Source organism: Achromobacter sp. JCM 18799 (assembly GCF_055395645.1).
The window spans coordinates 4,994,562-5,011,835 of record NZ_AP043866.1 but is presented as its reverse complement, the minus strand read 5'-3'; the positions used below and the strand labels follow the sequence as shown (position 1 = coordinate 5,011,835).

The following is a 17,274-nucleotide window of genomic DNA, read 5'->3' as shown; positions in this document are numbered from 1 at the left end:
CTAGCCGCCACCCGCGATCACGCCGCCCAGCAGCATCACGCCCAGCAACAGCACCGCCAGTGCCGCCAGCGCTTCCACGCCGTAGCGCAGGCGCGCCGCGCCGGCGCTGGACAGGCGGCTGCCGATGCGCGTGGCCGCGCCGCCCGCCGCGACCGCGAGGCACGCCAGCGCCGCCACCGTCAGCCCGGTACCCAGACCCATCGCCAAGGCCGAGGCCACGCCGGCCAGGAAGAAACCCTGCGCCAGGGCGAACACCAGCACGATCAACGCGCCGCTGCACGGGCGCAAGCCCACGGCCAGGATGGCCGTAGCCGCACGGCGCCAATTCAGCGGACCCGACACCTGTGCGGGCGCAGCCACATGTGCGTGGCCACAGCCGCAATCGTGATCGTGGTGCTGATGGTGAGAGTGCTCATGCCCATGGCCGTGATCAAGCATCGATTCCGCGGGCGCTGGCCCTGCGCGGGTCCGCAACAGCGGACGGATCGCCTTGACCCACACCAGCCACATGCCCAACAAGGTCACCAGCGCATACGAGCCAAGTTCCAGCCAGCGCGTCGCGTTGTTCATCGTGGCCGCGGTGGCGTTGAAGATCAGCGCCAGCACCGCCACCAGCGCGATCGCCACCAACGCCTGGATCAGCGCGGACGCCAGCGCCAGCAACGCGCCGTTGCGTGCGGTCTGGCGGTTGGCCAGCACATAGGAAGAGATCACCGCCTTGCCATGCCCCGGCCCCAGCGCATGGAATACGCCGTAGGCGAAAGACAGCCCGATCAAGGCCCAGGCCGCGCCGCCCTCGGCCTGCCAGGCGCGAACGGCGCCCGTCAGCTGCCGGTAGAAATGGCTTTGCCAGACCGACACCTGGCCAAAGAAGCCGGCCAGCCAGCCCGGCCCGCCCACGCTCGCTCCGCCCTCCGGCACGCCGAAGGGATGCGCGCCTTGGGCCGCGGCCGCAGCCGCGCCGCCCAGCAGCAGCACGGCCAGCAGCGCGAGCACTACTCGCATCGCACCTCGATGCGGTGCGTCAACCCCTTGGTGATCGCGAATAACTCGTCCGGCAAGGCGTCCGGGTCGGCCGGGATCGCGGCCAATTGCTGCATGGTTTTCCAATCCAGTTCCTTGGGCTTGCGGTAGGCGGACTTGCAGGTCTTGGCGCCTTGCCCGTCCAGCGATACCGCGCCGCTTTGATCGAAGGCGTAGGCCACGAAATAGGTGGGATCGTAGATGTCCACCTGCGCGCCGCCTGCACCCGGCGCCACGGGCGTGGCCAGCGGCAAGGTGAAGGACAGCGTCAGCCGCGTGGTCTTCGGATTCCAGTCGACGCGCGCATCTTGCGGGGCTGCGAAAGCCGAGGTCTTGCCGTCCACGGTGACGCGGGTGAAGTAGTGCGAGATCGGCTCGCCCAGCGCCTGCATCCAATCGCGCGCCATGCCCTGCAGGATCTCGGGCGACAGCGAACCGTCCTTGCCCTTCTTCAATCCCTGCGTGGCGTAGGCGCCGAACATCTCGTCAAACAGCCAGACCTGCCTCAGCGCCGTGATGCGCTGCTGTCCATCGATATCGATCGCCGCGCGGGCATCGATCCACATATGCGGGTGTGCGCTGGCGGCGCCCGCCGCCAGCAGCATCGCCGCCGCGGTCAGGGCTGCATGGCCGCGGCGAGCTGACGTGCGTTCCATTCAAACATTTCCAGGTAGGTGGCGCCGGGCTGTCCGGGCTTGGACAGGGCGTCGGAATACAGCGTACCACCCACCTTGGCGCCGGTTTCGCGCGAGATCTGCTGGACCAGCTTGGGGCTGCTGATGTTCTCCACGAATACCGCCGGCACGCGCTCGCGCTTGACCTGTTCGATGATGCGCGCCACCTGGCCCGCGGCGGGTTCCGCATCCGTGGACACGCCCATCGCGGGAATGAACGCCACGCCGTAGGCATCGCCGAAATAGCCGAAGGCATCGTGAGAGGTCACGATCTTGCGGCGCTCGGCCGGAATCGCGGCGAAGGTCTTGCGGACCTGCGCGTCCAGCGCCTGCAGGCGCGCGATATAGGCTTGCGCGCGCTGGCGGTAGGCGTCGGCATGCGCGGGATCGGCAGCGGCCAGGCCTTCGGCCACATTGCGAGCGTAGATGACGCCATTGGCCAGGTTCTGCCATGCGTGCGGATCGGCGCCGCTGTGATGATGACCATGGTCGTGGTCGTGGTCGTGGTCGTGGTCGTGGTCGTGGCCATCATCATGCCCGCCGCCCGCGAACGTGCGCGTCTTCACGCCCTGGGACGCGACCACGGTGGCGCCGGCAAAGCCCGACGCCTTCGCCAGGCGCGGCATCCAGGTCTCGAAATCCAGGCCGTTGACGAACAGCACGCGCGCCGCTGCGAGCTTCTTCGCGTCGCCCGGCGTCGGCTCATATTCGTGCGCGTCCCCATCGGGCCCCACCAGCGTGGCCACGCTGACGTCGGCGCCGCCCACTTCCCGCACGATATCGCCCAGGATCGAAAAGCTGGCCACGGCCTTCAACGGCTCGGCGGCATGCGCGGTTCCGAACAGCGCCGACAGGCACAGGCCGGCCGTGGCGAGCAGCGCGCGGCGGCGCGCCAGGGAATGGAAACGCATGGCGTATCTCCTTTGGATGAGTCAGGCGCGGCGCATGCGGCGCCGCGCCGGCAGCAGCCCGCCTTGCGGGCCGCCTACGATGGAAAACAGATAGCAGGCGCCGGCCGCCAGGATGATGGTGGGCGAGGCCGGCACGTTGAAGTGGTACGAAATGAGCAGACCGGCCGTGGACGCCGCCACGCCCAGGCCCGCGGCCAGCGGAACCTGGCGGGCGGCGGAGCGGACCCAGAAGCGCGCGGCGGCGGCCGGCAACATCATGATGCCGACCACCATCAACGTGCCCAGCACCTGAAAGCCCGCCACCAGGTTCACCACCACCAGCACCAGGAACGCCATGTGGACCCAGCCCCCACCGCCGCCGCTGGCGCGCAGGAAACCCGGATCCAGGCATTCGGCCACCAGCAGCCGGTAGATCGCCGCCAGCGCCAAGAGAGTCACGCTGGCCGTCGCCGTCACCAGCAGCAATGCCGCGTCGTCCAGCCCCAGCACCGTGCCGAACAGCACATGCAGCAGATCCATATTGGAGCCGCGCAGCGACACCAGCAGCACGCCCAGCCCCAGCGATATCAAATAGAAGGCGGCAAAACTGGCGTCCTCGCGCAGCGGCGTCATGCGTGCCACCAGTCCTGCCAGCAGCGCCACGGCCAGCCCGGTGACGATGCCGCCCAGCATCATCGCGCCCAGCGACAGACCGGCCAGCAGAAAGCCCGCCGCCACGCCGGGCAGGATGGCGTGCGACATGGCATCGCCCATCAGGCTCATGCGCCGCAGCACCAGGAACACGCCCAGCGGCGCGGCGCCCAGCGACAGGGCGCAGGCGCCGGCCAGCGCACGCCGCATGAAGCCATAGTCCAGGAAGGGCGACACGACCCATTGCGCCAGGCTCATGCGCGAGCCTCCGCCAACCACTGCCGCGCCCGCTTCAGATGCGCGTCGTTCAGCGTGTGCTCGGTGTCCCCCCACGCCACCACCGAACCGGACAGGAGCAGGCATTCGGGGAAATGGTCGCGCACCAGATCCAGGTCATGCAGCACCGCGATCACGGTGCGGCCCTGGCCGTGCAGGCCGCAAAGCAGGGCCATCAGGTCGTCAGCCGTGTGGCTGTCCACGGCGGCAAAGGGTTCGTCCAGCAACAGTACGGGCGCATCCTGCACCAGCATCCGCGCGAACAGCGCGCGCTGCATCTGCCCGCCCGACAGCGCGTCCACGCCGCGTCCGGCCGCGTCGGCCATGCCCACGGTCTCCAGCGCGTCCATGCAGCGCTCGAGCTCCTGGTTCGCATACCGGCGCCATCCCCCCACTCGGCGCCAGGCGCCCATGGCCACCAGATCCAGCACCGACACCGGGAACGAACGGTCGAGTTCGGCGGCCTGGGGCAGCCAGGCCAACTCCGAACGGCCCGCGCCGCCGATGCGCACGCTGCCGGCCATGGGACGCAGCACGCCCATGATGCCCTTGATCAGGGTGGACTTGCCCGCGCCGTTGGGACCGACCACGGCGGTCATGCCGCCCGCGGCGAAACACCCCGATACCGACTTGAGCGCGGCGTGCCCATGCCAGCCAAAGGACGCGTCGGCCAGTTCGATGGTGACCGGCGCGTTCATCGCGCCCACCAATCCAGCGCCCACCCGGTCAAGGCCCACAAGGCGGCCGCGGCAGCTAGGGCGGCGGCCATGCGGCGCCAGGCGGAGACCAGGAAGGCGGAACGCGGCGGGGGAGCTTGCCGCGGTGCGGCTTCGGGCCGCCGGGGCAAAAGCGTGAAATGGGACATGGAAAGAATGCGGAGGCGAATAGCGGCTACAGCCAGTTTTATTATGTTATATCATAACCAAACGGCTTGATTCCACGGCGTTCGCCCGCATCTGGAGGTTTTCTGCTACCTTCCAGGCATCTCGCGCGCATCGCGCGCGTTTTCCATAGAGATAAAGCCAGCCATGTCCGCACCGTCCCGCCCCCCTCGCAGCGATACCGTCGGCGCCCAGCTCAGCGTCGCCGAAGCGCTGTGCGAGCAGCGCGGGCGCCGCCTTACCCCCATCCGCCGCAAGGTGCTGGAACTGCTGCTGCGCCACGGCCGCAGCCTGAAGGCCTATGAATTGCTGGATGCGATGCGCGCCGTGCATCCGGGCGCCGCGCCCCCCACCGTTTACCGCGCCCTGGACTTCCTGATGGACGAGGGCCTGATCCACCGCCTGGACGCCGTCAACGCCTGGAGCGCCTGCCACGACGCGGGCGGCGCGCCCCACGACCTGCTGGTCGTCTGTACGGGCTGCGGCGCGGTCGCGGAAGTGTCCGACCCCGCCATGAGCCGCCAACTGGCCGAACGAGTCGCCCAGACCGGCTATGCCCTGGCCACGCACGAAACCGAAATCCGCGCGCTGTGCCCCCAGTGCCAGCAGAAGCAACCCGCCGCGGACGCCGGCCACGGCCACCACCATCATTAAGAACTAGTGCCGGCAGGCAGCCCCGCCCGCCGCTCTCCGCCATCGGATGCAAGCCCGCGCAGAACGTTTCATCCGGATGCGCGCATCGCGCTCTTGAAATCGGGCAAACCGCCCCCAAATAGTGGTATCGCCCGATACTTGACGGCGTACGGACGCCATCTGGATGGCTACGGCCCCAGGGTTGACCCTGGGTTTGCCCCCTGCCCCCGACTGTGCTGTAATCCTGCGTCCGGCCGCTGCAGGCGGCCCACGCAGCCTGCGGCAAACATCCTCCGGCAAAGACTGGGAAACCCCGTCCAAACGTCGCAAGACGGCGTTGCAAGACAGGGTTGCGATCCCCGCCGAGAGTTCCTGTTTAACGCCTTGACTTCACGCTAGCAGCTTCGCCATGAACACCCCGCGCAGTTTGGACAAAATGGTTCCCGTCACCATCCTCACCGGCTTTCTCGGTGCGGGCAAGACCACCCTGCTCAAACGCATCCTGACCGAATACCATGGCCGCCGCGTGGCGGTCATCGAAAACGAGTTCGGGCCGGAAAGCATCGACAACGACCTGCTGGTGCAGGACCGCGACGAAGAAATCATCGAGCTGTCCAACGGCTGCGTCTGCTGCACGGTGCGCGGCGACCTGATGCGCACGCTGGGCGAACTGCGCGCCAAGCGCGAAGCCGGCGAACTGTCTTTCGAACGCGTCATCATCGAAACGACCGGCATGGCCAACCCCGGCCCCGTGTGCCAGACGTTCTTCATGGATGACGACATTGCCGAGTACTACCGCCTGGACGCGGTGGTTACGGTGGTCGACGCCAAGCACGGCATGGCCACCCTCGACGCCCAACCCGAAGCCCAGAAGCAGGTCGGTTTCGCCGACCGCATCCTGATCTCCAAGCGCGACCTGGTCAACGAAGTCGACTACGAAGCGCTGCGCCACCGCCTGGTTCACATGAACCCGCGCGCGCCGATCACCCCGGTCAACTTCGGCGAAGTCGACCTGAAGTCCATCATCGACATCAGCGGCTTCAACCTGAATTCCATTCTGGACATCGACCCGGATTTCCTGGCCGATGAGCACCCCGACGCCGCCCATGACCACGGCCACGATCACGACCATGGACATGACCATGGCCACGATCACGACCATGATCACGAAGGCGACTGCGGGGCGCATTGCAATCATGCCCACCATCATCACCACCACCAGCACGACGACGAAATCGGCGCGTTCGTGTTCCGTTCCAACAAGCCGTTCGATCCCGCGCGCCTTGAGGAATTCCTGGGCGGCGTGGTGCAGGTCTATGGCCCCGACCTGATGCGCTACAAGGGCATCCTGTACATGAAGGGCATCAACCGCCGCATGTTGTTCCAGGGTGTGCACATGATGATGGGCGCCGAACCCGGCAAGCCGTGGACCGCAGCCGAAAAACCGTCCACCAAGATGGTTTTCATCGGCCGTAAGCTGCCCCAGGAGATTTTCACCCGGGGCTTGGAGCAGTGCCTGGCGGGGTAATCCCCCTTCCTGACGTGACGTGATGCGACGAAGGCAGTACTGTGAGGTACGAATAGCGTAGGCAACAAGTAATACGGACCGGGAATGAACGCCCGCGCCAGGATCGATTCATAGTGGAGTGTTTTCATGGCTACCAAGGCAGCAACCAAGAAATCAAGCAAGTCGACGAGCGATACGGCGATTGATCTGCCCAGCGAGAAGGAATTGCTGGCCATGCCCGAGTCCGACTATATGAACGAACGCCAACTGGCGTTCTTCAAGGAACGGCTCAAACAACTCGAGCAGGACATCCTGGCCAACGCCGGCGAAACCACCGAGCACCTGCGCGAAACGCAGTTCGTGCCCGATCCCGCCGACCGCGCCACGATCGAGGAAGAACACGCCCTGGAGCTGCGCACCCGCGACCGCGAGCGCAAGCTGCTGAAGAAAGTGCAACAGTCCATCGCCCGCATCGACAGCGGCGAATACGGCTGGTGTGAGGAAACCGGCGAACCCATCGGCATCCCGCGCCTCTTGGCCCGCCCCACGGCCACCCTGTCGCTCGAAGCGCAGGAACGCCGCGAGATGCGCCAGAAGCTCTACGGCGACTGATCCGTCCCGTATTCAGGCCCTACGCTGAAAGGCTATGCTGGTTTCCAGCATGGCCTTTTTCTTTGGCCGGCACGCAAAGGGGACGCAAGCGTCCTGCCTTGATTTCCCCGCAACCGCCCCCAGCTAATCCCTTCATAGGAAGGAACGCATGGAACAATTTCACGCCACCACCATCGTGTGCGTGCGCCGCGGCAACCGCGTCGCACTGGGCGGCGATGGCCAGGTCACCCTGGGCAACATCGTCATCAAGGGCACCGCCCGCAAGATCCGCCGCCTGTACCACGACAAGATTCTGGCCGGCTTTGCCGGCGCCACCGCCGACGCGTTCACCCTGCAGGAGCGCTTCGAGGCCAAGCTGGAAAAACACCAGGGCAACCTGATGCGCGCCGCGGTCGAACTGACCCGCGACTGGCGCACCGACCGCGTCCTGCGCCGCCTGGAAGCCATGCTGATCGTGGCCGACGCCGAGCACACGCTGGTGCTGACCGGCAACGGCGACGTGCTCGAACCGGAACACGGCCTGGCCGCCATCGGCTCCGGCGGCGCCTACGCCCAGTCGGCCGCCCTGGCGCTGCTGCGCAACACCGAGCTTTCGCCGGAAGCCGTCGTCAAGCAATCGCTGGAAATCGCCGGCGACCTCTGCATCTACACCAACCAGAACCACGTCATCGAAACGCTGGGCGACTGACGCCCGCCACGCGGCGCGCCCGTCGCGCCGCGGCCGCCACCCCAGCCTGCCCTAGCTTCAAGGATCCGCCCTCATGTCCGCATCCAACATGACGCCCGGAGAGATCGTCTCCGAACTCGACAAGTACATCGTCGGCCAGAACCGCGCCAAGCGCGCCGTGGCCGTGGCGCTGCGTAACCGCTGGCGCCGCCAGCAGGTCGCCGAACCCCTGCGCCACGAGATCCACCCCAAGAACATCCTCATGATCGGCCCCACCGGCGTGGGCAAGACCGAAATCGCGCGCCGCCTGGCCAAGCTGGCCAACGCGCCCTTCATCAAGATCGAAGCCACCAAGTTCACCGAAGTGGGCTACGTGGGCCGCGACGTCGACACCATCATCCGCGACCTGACCGAATACTCCATCAAGCAGACCCGCGAACTGGAAATGCGCCGCGTGCGCACGCAAGCGGAAGACGCCGCCGAAGACCGCATCCTGGACGCCCTGGTGCCGCCCCCGCGCGGCGCCTCCGGCGAACCGGAACGCGGCGAGGACAACAGCGCCCGCCAGACCTTCCGCAAGCGCCTGCGCGAAGGCAAGATCGACGACCTCGAAATCGAGATCGAAGTTGCCCAGGCCGTGCCGCAGATGGACGTCATGACGCCCCCCGGCATGGAAGAAATGGCCGAACAGCTGCGCGGCATGTTCGCCGGCATGGCGCGCGACAAGAAGAAGCCCAAGAAGATGAAGGTGCGCGAAGCCTTCAAGCTGATCGTCGACGAAGAAGCCGCCAAGCGCGTCAACGAAGAAGACCTGCGCACCGTGGCGATCAACAACGTCGAGCAGAACGGCATCGTCTTCCTGGACGAAATCGACAAGATCGCGGCCCGCCAGGAATCTGGCGGCGCGGACGTCTCGCGCCAGGGCGTGCAGCGCGACCTGCTGCCGCTGGTCGAAGGCACCACCGTCAACACGCGCTACGGCATGGTCCGCACCGACCACATCCTGTTCATCGCGTCCGGCGCCTTCCACCTGTCGCGCCCCTCGGACCTGATCCCTGAACTGCAGGGCCGTTTCCCGATCCGCGTCGAACTGGAATCGCTGACCGCCGAGGACTTCGTGCGCATCCTGTCCGACACGGATGCCTCGCTGACCAAGCAGTACACGGCGCTGATGGCGACCGAGGACCTGCAGCTGGAGTTCACCGAAGAAGGCGTGCGCCGCCTGGCGGAGCTGGCCTTCGAAGTCAACGAAACCACCGAGAACATCGGCGCGCGCCGCCTGTACACGGTGATGGAGAAACTGCTGGACGAGCTGTCCTTCGACGCCACCGCCAGCAGCGACAAGAACGTCAAGATCGACGCCGCCTACGTCAACGCGCAACTGGCGGAAGCCGCCAGCAGCCAGGACCTGGCGCGCTACGTGCTGTAGTCCCCGCGGCCGCGCCTTGCGCGCCGCCAGCAAAACGCCGTCCGCAGCCTGGCGCTGCGGACGGCGTTTTCTTTTGCCGGGCGGCAGGCCCGGCCTGGACGCGGCGCCTACCCGGAACGCTAGTTGCTGATCGCGGTCACGATGTACTTGCCGTCCTTGCGGACCGCCGTGAAGCGCACCTTGTCACCCGCCTTGATCTTGGCCAGCAGCGCCGGATCGGCTTCATAGACCAGCGTCATCGCGGGCAGGTCCAGCGCCTTGATGGCGTCATGCTTGATCGTGACCTTGCCGCCGGCCGGATCCACCCGCCGCACTTCCCCGCTGGCCTCGGCCTGCTGCGCGAACGCCAGCGGCGCGGCCAGCGTGACGACGGCCACCGTCGCCGCGGCGGCCATGGGCATTGCATACTTGCGGTCAAAAATCATGCAGATATCCTCCGATTGCAGGAAAAGCGCGGAACCGGCGTCCCCGCTTTCCATAGTGCTAGGATACCGCCCTCGTGCAACAGTTCCCCCGCCCTGACGCAACAATTCTGACAGTTGATTGCGGAATACGCGGGCCGCGCCGCCCCGATACATGGCTGGACGCAAAACCCCTACCTTTCGTCACTCATTTCAGGAGCTCCCATGGCCAACCGCTTATCCGTCATCGCCACCCGCACGGGAGACGACGGCACCACGGGTCTGGGGGACGGATCCCGCACGCCCAAGGACGCCCCGCGCATCGCGGCCATCGGCGACGTCGACGAACTGAACAGCGTAATCGGCGTATTGCTGACCGAGGATCTGCCCGCCGAGATATCCGCGGATCTGCTGGCCATCCAGCATGACCTTTTCGACATGGGCGCGGAACTTTGCATCCCCGGTCACACCGCCCTGACGGACGAGCACATCGCCCGCCTGGACGCGCGCCTGGCCCACTACAACGCGGCCTTGCCGCCTCTGCGCGAATTCATCCTGCCCGGCGGTTCGCGCGGTTCGGCGCAGGCGCATGTGGCGCGCACGGTCTGCCGCCGGGCAGAACGGGCCGTGGTGGCACTGGCGCGGGTCGATCTGGTGCACCCGCCGGTGCGGCAATACTTGAACCGGCTGTCGGATCTGCTCTTTGTCCTGGCGCGCTGCATTAATCGCGCACGGGGAACGGCTGATGTGTTCTGGGCCGGCCCCAATGCGCGTAAGACCACGTAACTCATGAGATGAAATGCAAGATGAAATTCTGGCCATCGCTGGAGGCGTACCTGGAACGTCTCTATTTCACCCCATGGTTTGTTTCATTTTTTAGGTCGGGCTAAAGCACTTGCGGCATAATTGAGGGTTAATTAGCGGGTTTGCATGCACGCTCAAAGCTCAAGGACTAGACAAGAATGAGTATCATTGTTACCGGCGGAGCAGGGTTTATCGGCTCCAATTTTGTACTCGACTGGTTCCAGCAAAGCAGTGAACCCGTCGTGACATTGGACAAGCTCACCTACGCGGGCAACCCCGAAAACCTGGCTTCTCTCAAGGGCAATGCCGCTCACAAGCTGGTCCAGGGCGATATCGGAGACTTTGAGCTGGTCAGCCGCCTGCTTGCCGAACACAAGCCCCGCGCCGTTCTGAATTTCGCCGCTGAATCGCATGTCGACCGCTCGATCCATGGTCCCGGTGAATTCATCCAGACCAACATCGTGGGCACCTTCCACTTGCTCGAAGCCGTGCGCGCATATTGGAACGGTCTGCCGGACGATGAACGCGCCGCGTTCCGCTTCCTGCATGTGTCCACCGACGAAGTCTACGGTTCCCTGGAAAAAGACGATCCCGCCTTCAGCGAAACCAACCGCTACGAGCCCAACAGCCCGTACTCGGCCAGCAAGGCCGCCAGCGACCACTTGGTGCGTGCCTATCACCATACCTACGGTTTGCCGGTGCTGACCACCAATTGCTCAAACAATTACGGCCCTTATCACTTTCCCGAAAAGTTGATTCCGCTGGTCATCCACAACGCCCTCGCCGGCAAACCGCTGCCAATCTATGGTGACGGCCAGCAGATCCGTGACTGGCTGTATGTGAAGGACCATTGCTCAGCGATACGCCGCGTGCTCGCCGACGGACAGCTGGGTGAGACCTACAATGTGGGGGGCTGGAACGAAAAGGCCAACCTCGACGTTGTCCATGCACTTTGTGCACTGTTGGACGAACTCAGCCCTCGAGCCGATGGGCTGCCGTACAAGAACCAGATAACCTTCGTCAAGGACAGGCCGGGGCATGACCAGCGCTACGCGATTGACGCCTCACGCCTGGAGCGCGAGTTGGGGTGGAAGCCTGCGGAAACCTTCGATTCGGGGGTCCGCAAGACCGTGCAGTGGTATCTAGCCAATCAGGATTGGGTCGCCAACATCACCAGCGGCGCATACCGCGACTGGGTGAAGACCCAGTACACCGAATAGAAGCCGCAAATCCTCACGAACATTCCGCGCACCCTATCGCGCGTCGGAAAGGCGCCGGTCCTTCCGCACTCTCAGGACCTGTCCTGCCATACACCTAATATCAGCATGAGTGGCCTGATGAGCCCCCACGTCGCTATTCTTCTATGTACGTATCAGGGTGAGCAGCACCTGACCGAACAACTCGACTCCCTCCATGCGCAGACACACGCGCAGTGGACGACGTGGGTGTCGGACGATGGCTCACAGGATGGCACGCGCCAACTGTTAGAAGCCTATCAAAAAAGCTGGGATGCGGGCAAGTTAAAGATTTATGAGGGTCCGCGCAAAGGGTTCGTGGCGAATTTCATGTCGCTGATCTGCCGGCCGGAGATTCAAGCAGACTACTACGCACTTTCCGATCAAGACGACGTCTGGCACGCGGACAAACTTGCGCGGGCAGTGCAATGGCTCGCCAGCGTGCCGCCCGATGTCCCGGCGCTGTACTGCACGCGTACAGAGTTGATTGATGAGTGCGGCATGCTCATCGGCACCTCCCGTCAATTTACCCGCAAACCCGCGTTCGCCAATGCGCTGGTGCAGAATATTGCCGGCGGCAACACCATGGTGTTCAACAACCCGGCCCGCCAGCTTCTGATGCTTGCAGGCCCAGACGTGCAAGTGGTTGCCCACGACTGGTGGGTCTATATCGTGGTTAGCGCCTGTGGCGGCAACGTGTGTTACGACACAAGCCCCTCGCTGCGGTACCGCCAGCACTCCGAGAATCTTATCGGTTCCAATGCCGGCTTGCGTGCCACGCTACATCGGCTCAAGATGCTCTGCAAAGGCCGCCTGAAACAATGGATCGATGCCAACCTTGGCGCCCTAAGGCCCCTCGTGCCGGAAATGACGCCAGCCAATCGCACTCTCTATGAACGCTTCGAATCGGCACGCCAACGCTGCGTGCTGCCGCGTACTCTCGGTATCCTACGCGCCGGCATCTATCATCAAACGCGGCTGGGAGACCTTGGACTCCTGGCCGCAGCAATATTCAACCGACTCTGACGCTCCCCATGAAAATCCTTCTCTTAGGCAAGAACGGACAGGTAGGCCATGAACTGCAGCGTACCTTGCTGCCGTTGGGCGAACTCGTAGCTCTCGACCGGCGAGACGGCGATCTCACAAACGTCCGACAGATGAAAGCTGCACTCGAGACACATTCGCCAGACATCATTGTTAACGCAGCAGCCTACACTGCCGTGGACAAGGCCGAGTCCGATACCGTTGCTGCACGGGCCATCAACACGGATGCAGTCGGGTTCTTGGCCGAATATGCCCAGCATCACAACGCCCTCCTGGTGCATTACTCGACCGACTACGTCTTTGATGGCGCTAAATCCACAGCCTATGAAACAGACGACGCAACAAATCCTCAAAGCGTCTATGGCACCACCAAGCGCAATGGCGAACTCGCCATTCTCAACACAGGCTGCCGCGCCTTGATCCTGCGCACGAGCTGGGTGTTTTCCGCTCACGGGGGCAATTTTGTCAAAACTATCCTGCGCTTGGCCAAGGAGCGCGACTCCCTGGGTATTGTTGCCGACCAACATGGGGCTCCCACGTCGGCCGAACTGATCGCGGATGTCAGCGCGCATGCAATCATCGGAAAGCTGCACGGAAACCTGGACCGCGAGCTCTATCATCTGTCAGCTTCGGGCGAAACGACCTGGCACGGACTCGCCCAGCACGTGGTCACGCAGGCACTACAGCACGGCGCCGCGCTGCGCTTAAACGCCGAAGCCATCCGGCCCATCACCACACAGGACTACCCCCTGCCGGCTGCCCGCCCCAAGAACTCACGGCTCAGCACACGGGCGTTGACTGGCCCACTGAAGCTGCAGCTACCTCATTGGACCGCACACGTCGACCGCACGGTGCATCAACTTATGTCATTGGAACGATCCGCATGAAACGCAAAGGCATTATTCTTGCCGGAGGCTCCGGCACCAGACTGCACCCGGCGACATTGGCGATCAGCAAGCAGTTGCTGCCTGTTTTCGACAAGCCGATGATCTATTACCCGCTCAGCACTCTCATGCTTGCGGGCATACGCGATATCCTGATCATTTCGACCCCCCAAGACACGCCTCGCTTTGAACAACTACTGGGTTCCGGCGAGCAATGGGGCCTGAACCTACAGTACGCGGTGCAACCCTCGCCTGACGGGCTGGCGCAGGCATTCATCATCGGTTCGTCATTCATCGGCAACGATTCCTGCGCATTGGTCCTTGGCGACAATATCTTCTATGGTCACGATTTTGCCCACCTGCTGAGCAGCGCCAATCAGCGCGCGAATGGTGCCAGCGTTTTCGCCTACCACGTCCATGACCCCGAGCGCTACGGTGTCGCCGAATTCGATGCGAACGGGAAAGTGCTGTCTTTGGAAGAAAAGCCCGTGACGCCGAAGTCCAACTATGCGGTGACCGGCCTGTATTTCTATGACCAGCAGGTCGTGGATATTGCCAAACAAATCAGGCCCTCCGCCCGCGGTGAACTGGAAATCACCGACGTCAATCGGATGTACCTGGAGAAAGGCGAGCTGGCCGTCGAAATCATGGGCCGGGGATATGCCTGGCTCGATACTGGCACCCACGAGTCGCTTCTGGAGGCCAGTCAGTTCATTTCCACCTTAGAAAATCGCCAAGGTTTGAAAGTCGCCTGCCCCGAGGAAATCGCGTATCGTCGCCAGTGGATTTCTTCAGAACAACTCGAAGCGTTGGCAATCCCGCTATCGAAGAACAACTACGGCAAGTATCTGCAGCGTCTGCTTGTTGAGAAGGTCTACTGATGAATGCTACCCGCCTGACTATTCCCGAGGTCGTGCTATTCGAACCCAAGGTCTTCGGTGATGACCGCGGATTCTTCATGGAGAGCTTCAACCAAGAGGTTTTCCAACAACTGACAGGCCTGGGCGTGACCTTCGTTCAGGATAACCACAGCAAGAGCTCGAAAGGCGTGCTCAGGGGTCTGCACTACCAGCTCTCCCCGAAGGCTCAAGGCAAGCTCGTACGCGTCGTACGCGGTTCGGTGTTCGATGTCGCCGTCGACATTCGAAAGAATTCGCCCACATTCGGACAGTGGGTTAGCGCCGAACTCAGCGAAACGAACCATCGCCAGCTTTGGGTTCCACCCGGTTTCGCCCATGGTTTCCTCGTGCTGAGCGATAGCGCGGAATTTCTGTATAAGACGACGGACTATTACGCACCCGGTCTGGAGCGGTGCATCATCTGGAATGACCCCCAACTCGCCATTGACTGGCCCAAGGGCGTGGAGCCGCGCCTGTCGCCCAAGGACGAGCAGGGTAAGCTCTTTGCGGCAGCGGAGTGTTTTGCATGAATGCAGGCCCTCCCACCCCGCACGCGGCGAATCCTCACGCGCCAAAACCAGTTTCCCTGGGTTCATTGGTTCGCAGCCTGTTGGAACATCGACAGCTTATCCTCCAGATGAGCAAGCGTGATGTCATTGGCCGATATCGCGGTTCCACGCTGGGTCTGGCATGGTCGTTCTTCAATCCAGTGGTCATGCTGAGCGTTTACACCTTTGTCTTTGCCGTCGTTTTCAAGGCGCGCTGGGGAACGGGCGTGGAAGAGAACAAAGGCCAGTTCGCTCTCGTCCTGTTTACCGGCATGCTTGTGCATGCGCTCTTCGCGGAAGTCGTCAACAGGGCGCCCACGCTCATCCTCGGCAACACCAATTACGTGAAGAAGGTGGTTTTTCCCTTGGAAATTCTACCCATCATCACCATGGGTGCGGCGCTGTTCCATACCCTGGTGAGCCTAGTGGTGCTGATTGGCGCATTCCTGCTTCTGAATGGCTTCCTGCACTGGACGGTCATACTTGCCCCGTTGGTATTGTTTCCACTTATCGTGTTGACGTTGGGGTTTGCCTGGATCCTGGCGTCGCTGGGCGTGTTCCTACGCGACGTAGGCCAGACCGTCGGCATCATCACCGCGGTTCTGCTGTTCATGTCCCCGGTGTTCTACCCTATTTCAGCAATTCCCGAGCACATTCGTCCCTGGCTGATGGCGAATCCGCTTACCTTCATCATTGAACAAATGCGCGAAGTCGTGATTTGGGGCCGACAGCCAAATTGGCTCGGCCTGTGCGTTTATCTCCTTGGAGCGACCATCGCTGCCTGGGGTGGATATGCTTGGTTTCAGAAGACCAGGAAAGGATTCGCCGATGTCCTTTGACGAAAGCATTGCAATCCAGGTCGACGGCCTGAGCAAGTGCTACCAGATCTACGACAAGCCGGGAGACCGCCTCAAGCAGTTTCTCTTTCCGCGGCTCAAGCCCTCAGCCCGGCGAAATGGAACGACGTACTTCCGCGAATTTTGGGCACTGCGCAACGTTTCCCTGACGATCCGGCAGGGCGAGACCATTGGTATCGTCGGCCGCAATGGCAGCGGAAAATCGACGCTGCTGCAAATCATTTGCGGCACATTGACGCCCACGCAAGGCGATATCAGGACCAATGGCCGAATTGCGGCCCTGCTCGAGCTCGGCTCGGGCTTCAATCCTGAATTCTCGGGGCGTGAAAACGTCTATCTGAATGCCGCCGTCCTGGGCTTAACCAAGGAAGAAACCGACGCGCGCTTCGACGAAATCGCGGCGTTTGCCGATATCAACGACTTCATCGACCAGCCAATCAAAACCTATTCCAGTGGGATGGTCGTAAGACTGGCTTTCGCGGTAGCGATCAATGCCGACCCGCAGATCCTTGTCGTGGATGAAGCGCTTTCGGTTGGGGACGAGTTGTTTCAGCGCAAGTGCTTTGCGCGTATCGAACAAATACGAGCGCAAGGCGCGACGATTCTTTTTGTCTCCCACTCGGGAGCCACGGTGGTCGAACTCTGTGATCGAGCAGTATTGCTCGACAGTGGCGAGCAATTGGCCATCGGTCCACCCAAGCATATCGTAAGCTGCTATCAGAAGCTTTTGTATGCACCTGCGGATAAGCGTGCTGAGCTGCGCGAGGCCATCAAGGATCAGCGCGACATTCTCTCGGAAAAGACGGAGATATCCAAAGAGGCCGCCTCTTTGCCCGAGCGAGAACAGGATGCCGCTGACCATGGCGAAAGCTATGACCCGGCCCTGCGCCCAGTCAGCACGATGGCATTCGAATCCCATGGCGCACAGATTGATGAGCCGGCCATCTACACGCTAGACGGCAAGCGCGTGAATAATATCGTGCGAGGCAGAACATATGTGTATCGCTACCGCGTCAGGTTCGAGCACGGCGGGAACAACGTACGTTTCGGCATGATGATCAAGACGACGAGCGGCATCGAACTTGGCGGCGCCGTGTCGGCAGCCTCTGCGAGGACCAGCCTGCCCTACGTGGAAAAGGGTACGAACTACCTCGTCGAATTCAAGTTCGACTGCCGGCTCGCACCCGGCGTGTATTTCCTCAACGCCGGAACTACCGGCGAAGTAAATGGCGCTGAAACTTATCTACATCGGCTGGTGGATGTTGCCATGTTCCGCGTACAGGCAGACGGGGAATCCATACTGACAGGCGTGGTGGATTTCTCTTGCAGTCCGGAAATAAAGAAACTCTGAATCTAATA

Annotated in this window: 19 protein-coding genes; 13 read left to right on the top strand and 6 right to left on the bottom strand. The window is 62.9% G+C overall.

Features of this window, described 5'->3' with window-relative positions; translation table 11 throughout:
- The 5 genes from ACZ5YA_RS23635 to ACZ5YA_RS23615 are packed head-to-tail and all read right to left on the bottom strand — an operon-like array spanning position 1 to position 4,212.
- Entirely contained in the window at positions 1–1,005 is a 1,005-nt protein-coding gene (locus tag ACZ5YA_RS23635; protein ID WP_280016619.1) for a nickel/cobalt transporter, read from the bottom strand.
- Positions 996–1,679 (bottom strand): DUF1007 family protein, encoded by a 684-nt coding sequence (locus ACZ5YA_RS23630; protein ID WP_464091312.1) that lies wholly within the window; start codon positions 1,677–1,679, stop codon positions 996–998. Before ACZ5YA_RS23630 ends, ACZ5YA_RS23635 begins: the two co-directional genes overlap by 10 nt.
- Positions 1,640–2,608, bottom strand: coding sequence for a metal ABC transporter substrate-binding protein (locus tag ACZ5YA_RS23625; protein ID WP_464091311.1), 969 nt, complete (start codon positions 2,606–2,608; stop codon positions 1,640–1,642). Before ACZ5YA_RS23625 ends, ACZ5YA_RS23630 begins: the two co-directional genes overlap by 40 nt.
- A gap of 21 nt (positions 2,609–2,629) precedes the next feature.
- Entirely contained in the window at positions 2,630–3,496 is an 867-nt protein-coding gene (locus ACZ5YA_RS23620; RefSeq protein ID WP_464091310.1) for a metal ABC transporter permease, read from the bottom strand.
- On the bottom strand, positions 3,493–4,212 hold the full coding sequence (locus tag ACZ5YA_RS23615) for a metal ABC transporter ATP-binding protein (protein ID WP_118933501.1): 720 nt from the start codon (positions 4,210–4,212) through the stop codon (positions 3,493–3,495). Before ACZ5YA_RS23615 ends, ACZ5YA_RS23620 begins: the two co-directional genes overlap by 4 nt.
- Positions 4,213–4,542: 330 nt before the next feature.
- On the opposite strand from ACZ5YA_RS23615, the gene ACZ5YA_RS23610 reads away from it, so the two are divergent.
- The 5 genes from ACZ5YA_RS23610 to hslU all read left to right on the top strand — a co-directional run bounded on the left by ACZ5YA_RS23610 (position 4,543) and on the right by hslU (position 9,243).
- On the top strand, positions 4,543–5,049 hold the full coding sequence (locus tag ACZ5YA_RS23610; protein WP_118933502.1) for a Fur family transcriptional regulator: 507 nt from the start codon (positions 4,543–4,545) through the stop codon (positions 5,047–5,049).
- Positions 5,050–5,437: 388 nt separating this feature from the next.
- Positions 5,438–6,556, top strand: coding sequence for a CobW family GTP-binding protein (locus tag ACZ5YA_RS23605; RefSeq protein ID WP_054457043.1), 1,119 nt, complete (start codon positions 5,438–5,440; stop codon positions 6,554–6,556).
- A gap of 126 nt (positions 6,557–6,682) precedes the next feature.
- A complete protein-coding gene (gene dksA / locus ACZ5YA_RS23600) occupies positions 6,683–7,147 on the top strand; it encodes an RNA polymerase-binding protein DksA (protein ID WP_006389752.1) in 465 nt (154 codons plus the stop codon).
- A gap of 148 nt (positions 7,148–7,295) precedes the next feature.
- The gene (gene hslV / locus ACZ5YA_RS23595; RefSeq protein WP_013396837.1) at positions 7,296–7,835 is read left to right on the top strand and encodes an ATP-dependent protease subunit HslV; all 540 of its coding nucleotides are present in this window, start codon (positions 7,296–7,298) and stop codon (positions 7,833–7,835) included.
- A gap of 73 nt (positions 7,836–7,908) precedes the next feature.
- A complete protein-coding gene (gene hslU / locus ACZ5YA_RS23590) occupies positions 7,909–9,243 on the top strand; it encodes an ATP-dependent protease ATPase subunit HslU (protein WP_059374110.1) in 1,335 nt (444 codons plus the stop codon).
- A gap of 119 nt (positions 9,244–9,362) precedes the next feature.
- Here hslU and ACZ5YA_RS23585 read toward each other — a convergent pair whose 3' ends face one another.
- Positions 9,363–9,668 (bottom strand): copper-binding protein, encoded by a 306-nt coding sequence (locus ACZ5YA_RS23585; protein WP_464091309.1) that lies wholly within the window; start codon positions 9,666–9,668, stop codon positions 9,363–9,365.
- Positions 9,669–9,869: 201 nt separating this feature from the next.
- On the opposite strand from ACZ5YA_RS23585, the gene ACZ5YA_RS23580 reads away from it, so the two are divergent.
- From ACZ5YA_RS23580 to ACZ5YA_RS23545, 8 genes are all read left to right on the top strand, one after another.
- Entirely contained in the window at positions 9,870–10,430 is a 561-nt protein-coding gene (locus ACZ5YA_RS23580) for a cob(I)yrinic acid a,c-diamide adenosyltransferase (RefSeq protein WP_419341989.1), read from the top strand.
- A 176-nt stretch (positions 10,431–10,606) separates the two neighbouring features.
- Entirely contained in the window at positions 10,607–11,668 is a 1,062-nt protein-coding gene (rfbB, locus tag ACZ5YA_RS23575; protein ID WP_464091308.1) for a dTDP-glucose 4,6-dehydratase, read from the top strand.
- A 117-nt stretch (positions 11,669–11,785) separates the two neighbouring features.
- Positions 11,786–12,709 carry a glycosyltransferase family 2 protein gene (locus ACZ5YA_RS23570; protein WP_464091307.1) on the top strand — a complete coding sequence of 308 codons (924 nt, stop codon included), beginning with the start codon at positions 11,786–11,788 and terminating at the stop codon, positions 12,707–12,709.
- 8 nt (positions 12,710–12,717) lie between these two features.
- A complete protein-coding gene (gene rfbD / locus ACZ5YA_RS23565; RefSeq protein WP_464091306.1) occupies positions 12,718–13,614 on the top strand; it encodes a dTDP-4-dehydrorhamnose reductase in 897 nt (298 codons plus the stop codon).
- A complete protein-coding gene (gene rfbA / locus ACZ5YA_RS23560; protein WP_464091305.1) occupies positions 13,611–14,492 on the top strand; it encodes a glucose-1-phosphate thymidylyltransferase RfbA in 882 nt (293 codons plus the stop codon). Before rfbD ends, rfbA begins: the two co-directional genes overlap by 4 nt.
- On the top strand, positions 14,492–15,040 hold the full coding sequence (rfbC, locus tag ACZ5YA_RS23555) for a dTDP-4-dehydrorhamnose 3,5-epimerase (protein ID WP_464091304.1): 549 nt from the start codon (positions 14,492–14,494) through the stop codon (positions 15,038–15,040). The genes rfbA and rfbC overlap by 1 nt, the downstream gene beginning before the upstream one ends.
- A 107-nt stretch (positions 15,041–15,147) precedes the next feature.
- Entirely contained in the window at positions 15,148–15,897 is a 750-nt protein-coding gene (locus tag ACZ5YA_RS23550) for an ABC transporter permease (protein ID WP_464092873.1), read from the top strand.
- A complete protein-coding gene (locus tag ACZ5YA_RS23545) occupies positions 15,887–17,266 on the top strand; it encodes an ABC transporter ATP-binding protein (RefSeq protein WP_464091303.1) in 1,380 nt (459 codons plus the stop codon). Before ACZ5YA_RS23550 ends, ACZ5YA_RS23545 begins: the two co-directional genes overlap by 11 nt.
- The last annotated feature ends 8 nt before the right edge of the window (positions 17,267–17,274 follow it).

Bases quoted from the DNA above. Each gene is read 5' to 3' on its own strand.
- ACZ5YA_RS23635 (WP_280016619.1), bottom strand. From the start codon at position 1,005: ATGCGAGTAGTGCTCGCGCTGCTGGCCGTGCTGCTGCTGGGCGGCGCG.
- ACZ5YA_RS23630 (WP_464091312.1), bottom strand. From the start codon at position 1,679: ATGGAACGCACGTCAGCTCGCCGCGGCCATGCAGCCCTGACCGCGGCG.
- ACZ5YA_RS23625 (WP_464091311.1), bottom strand. From the start codon at position 2,608: ATGCGTTTCCATTCCCTGGCGCGCCGCCGCGCGCTGCTCGCCACGGCC.
- ACZ5YA_RS23620 (WP_464091310.1), bottom strand. From the start codon at position 3,496: ATGAGCCTGGCGCAATGGGTCGTGTCGCCCTTCCTGGACTATGGCTTC.
- ACZ5YA_RS23615 (WP_118933501.1), bottom strand. From the start codon at position 4,212: ATGAACGCGCCGGTCACCATCGAACTGGCCGACGCGTCCTTTGGCTGG.
- ACZ5YA_RS23610 (WP_118933502.1), top strand. From the start codon at position 4,543: ATGTCCGCACCGTCCCGCCCCCCTCGCAGCGATACCGTCGGCGCCCAG.
- ACZ5YA_RS23605 (WP_054457043.1), top strand. From the start codon at position 5,438: ATGAACACCCCGCGCAGTTTGGACAAAATGGTTCCCGTCACCATCCTC.
- dksA (WP_006389752.1), top strand. From the start codon at position 6,683: ATGGCTACCAAGGCAGCAACCAAGAAATCAAGCAAGTCGACGAGCGAT.
- hslV (WP_013396837.1), top strand. From the start codon at position 7,296: ATGGAACAATTTCACGCCACCACCATCGTGTGCGTGCGCCGCGGCAAC.
- hslU (WP_059374110.1), top strand. From the start codon at position 7,909: ATGTCCGCATCCAACATGACGCCCGGAGAGATCGTCTCCGAACTCGAC.
- ACZ5YA_RS23585 (WP_464091309.1), bottom strand. From the start codon at position 9,668: ATGATTTTTGACCGCAAGTATGCAATGCCCATGGCCGCCGCGGCGACG.
- ACZ5YA_RS23580 (WP_419341989.1), top strand. From the start codon at position 9,870: ATGGCCAACCGCTTATCCGTCATCGCCACCCGCACGGGAGACGACGGC.
- rfbB (WP_464091308.1), top strand. From the start codon at position 10,607: ATGAGTATCATTGTTACCGGCGGAGCAGGGTTTATCGGCTCCAATTTT.
- ACZ5YA_RS23570 (WP_464091307.1), top strand. From the start codon at position 11,786: ATGAGCCCCCACGTCGCTATTCTTCTATGTACGTATCAGGGTGAGCAG.
- rfbD (WP_464091306.1), top strand. From the start codon at position 12,718: ATGAAAATCCTTCTCTTAGGCAAGAACGGACAGGTAGGCCATGAACTG.
- rfbA (WP_464091305.1), top strand. From the start codon at position 13,611: ATGAAACGCAAAGGCATTATTCTTGCCGGAGGCTCCGGCACCAGACTG.
- rfbC (WP_464091304.1), top strand. From the start codon at position 14,492: ATGAATGCTACCCGCCTGACTATTCCCGAGGTCGTGCTATTCGAACCC.
- ACZ5YA_RS23550 (WP_464092873.1), top strand. From the start codon at position 15,148: ATGAGCAAGCGTGATGTCATTGGCCGATATCGCGGTTCCACGCTGGGT.
- ACZ5YA_RS23545 (WP_464091303.1), top strand. From the start codon at position 15,887: ATGTCCTTTGACGAAAGCATTGCAATCCAGGTCGACGGCCTGAGCAAG.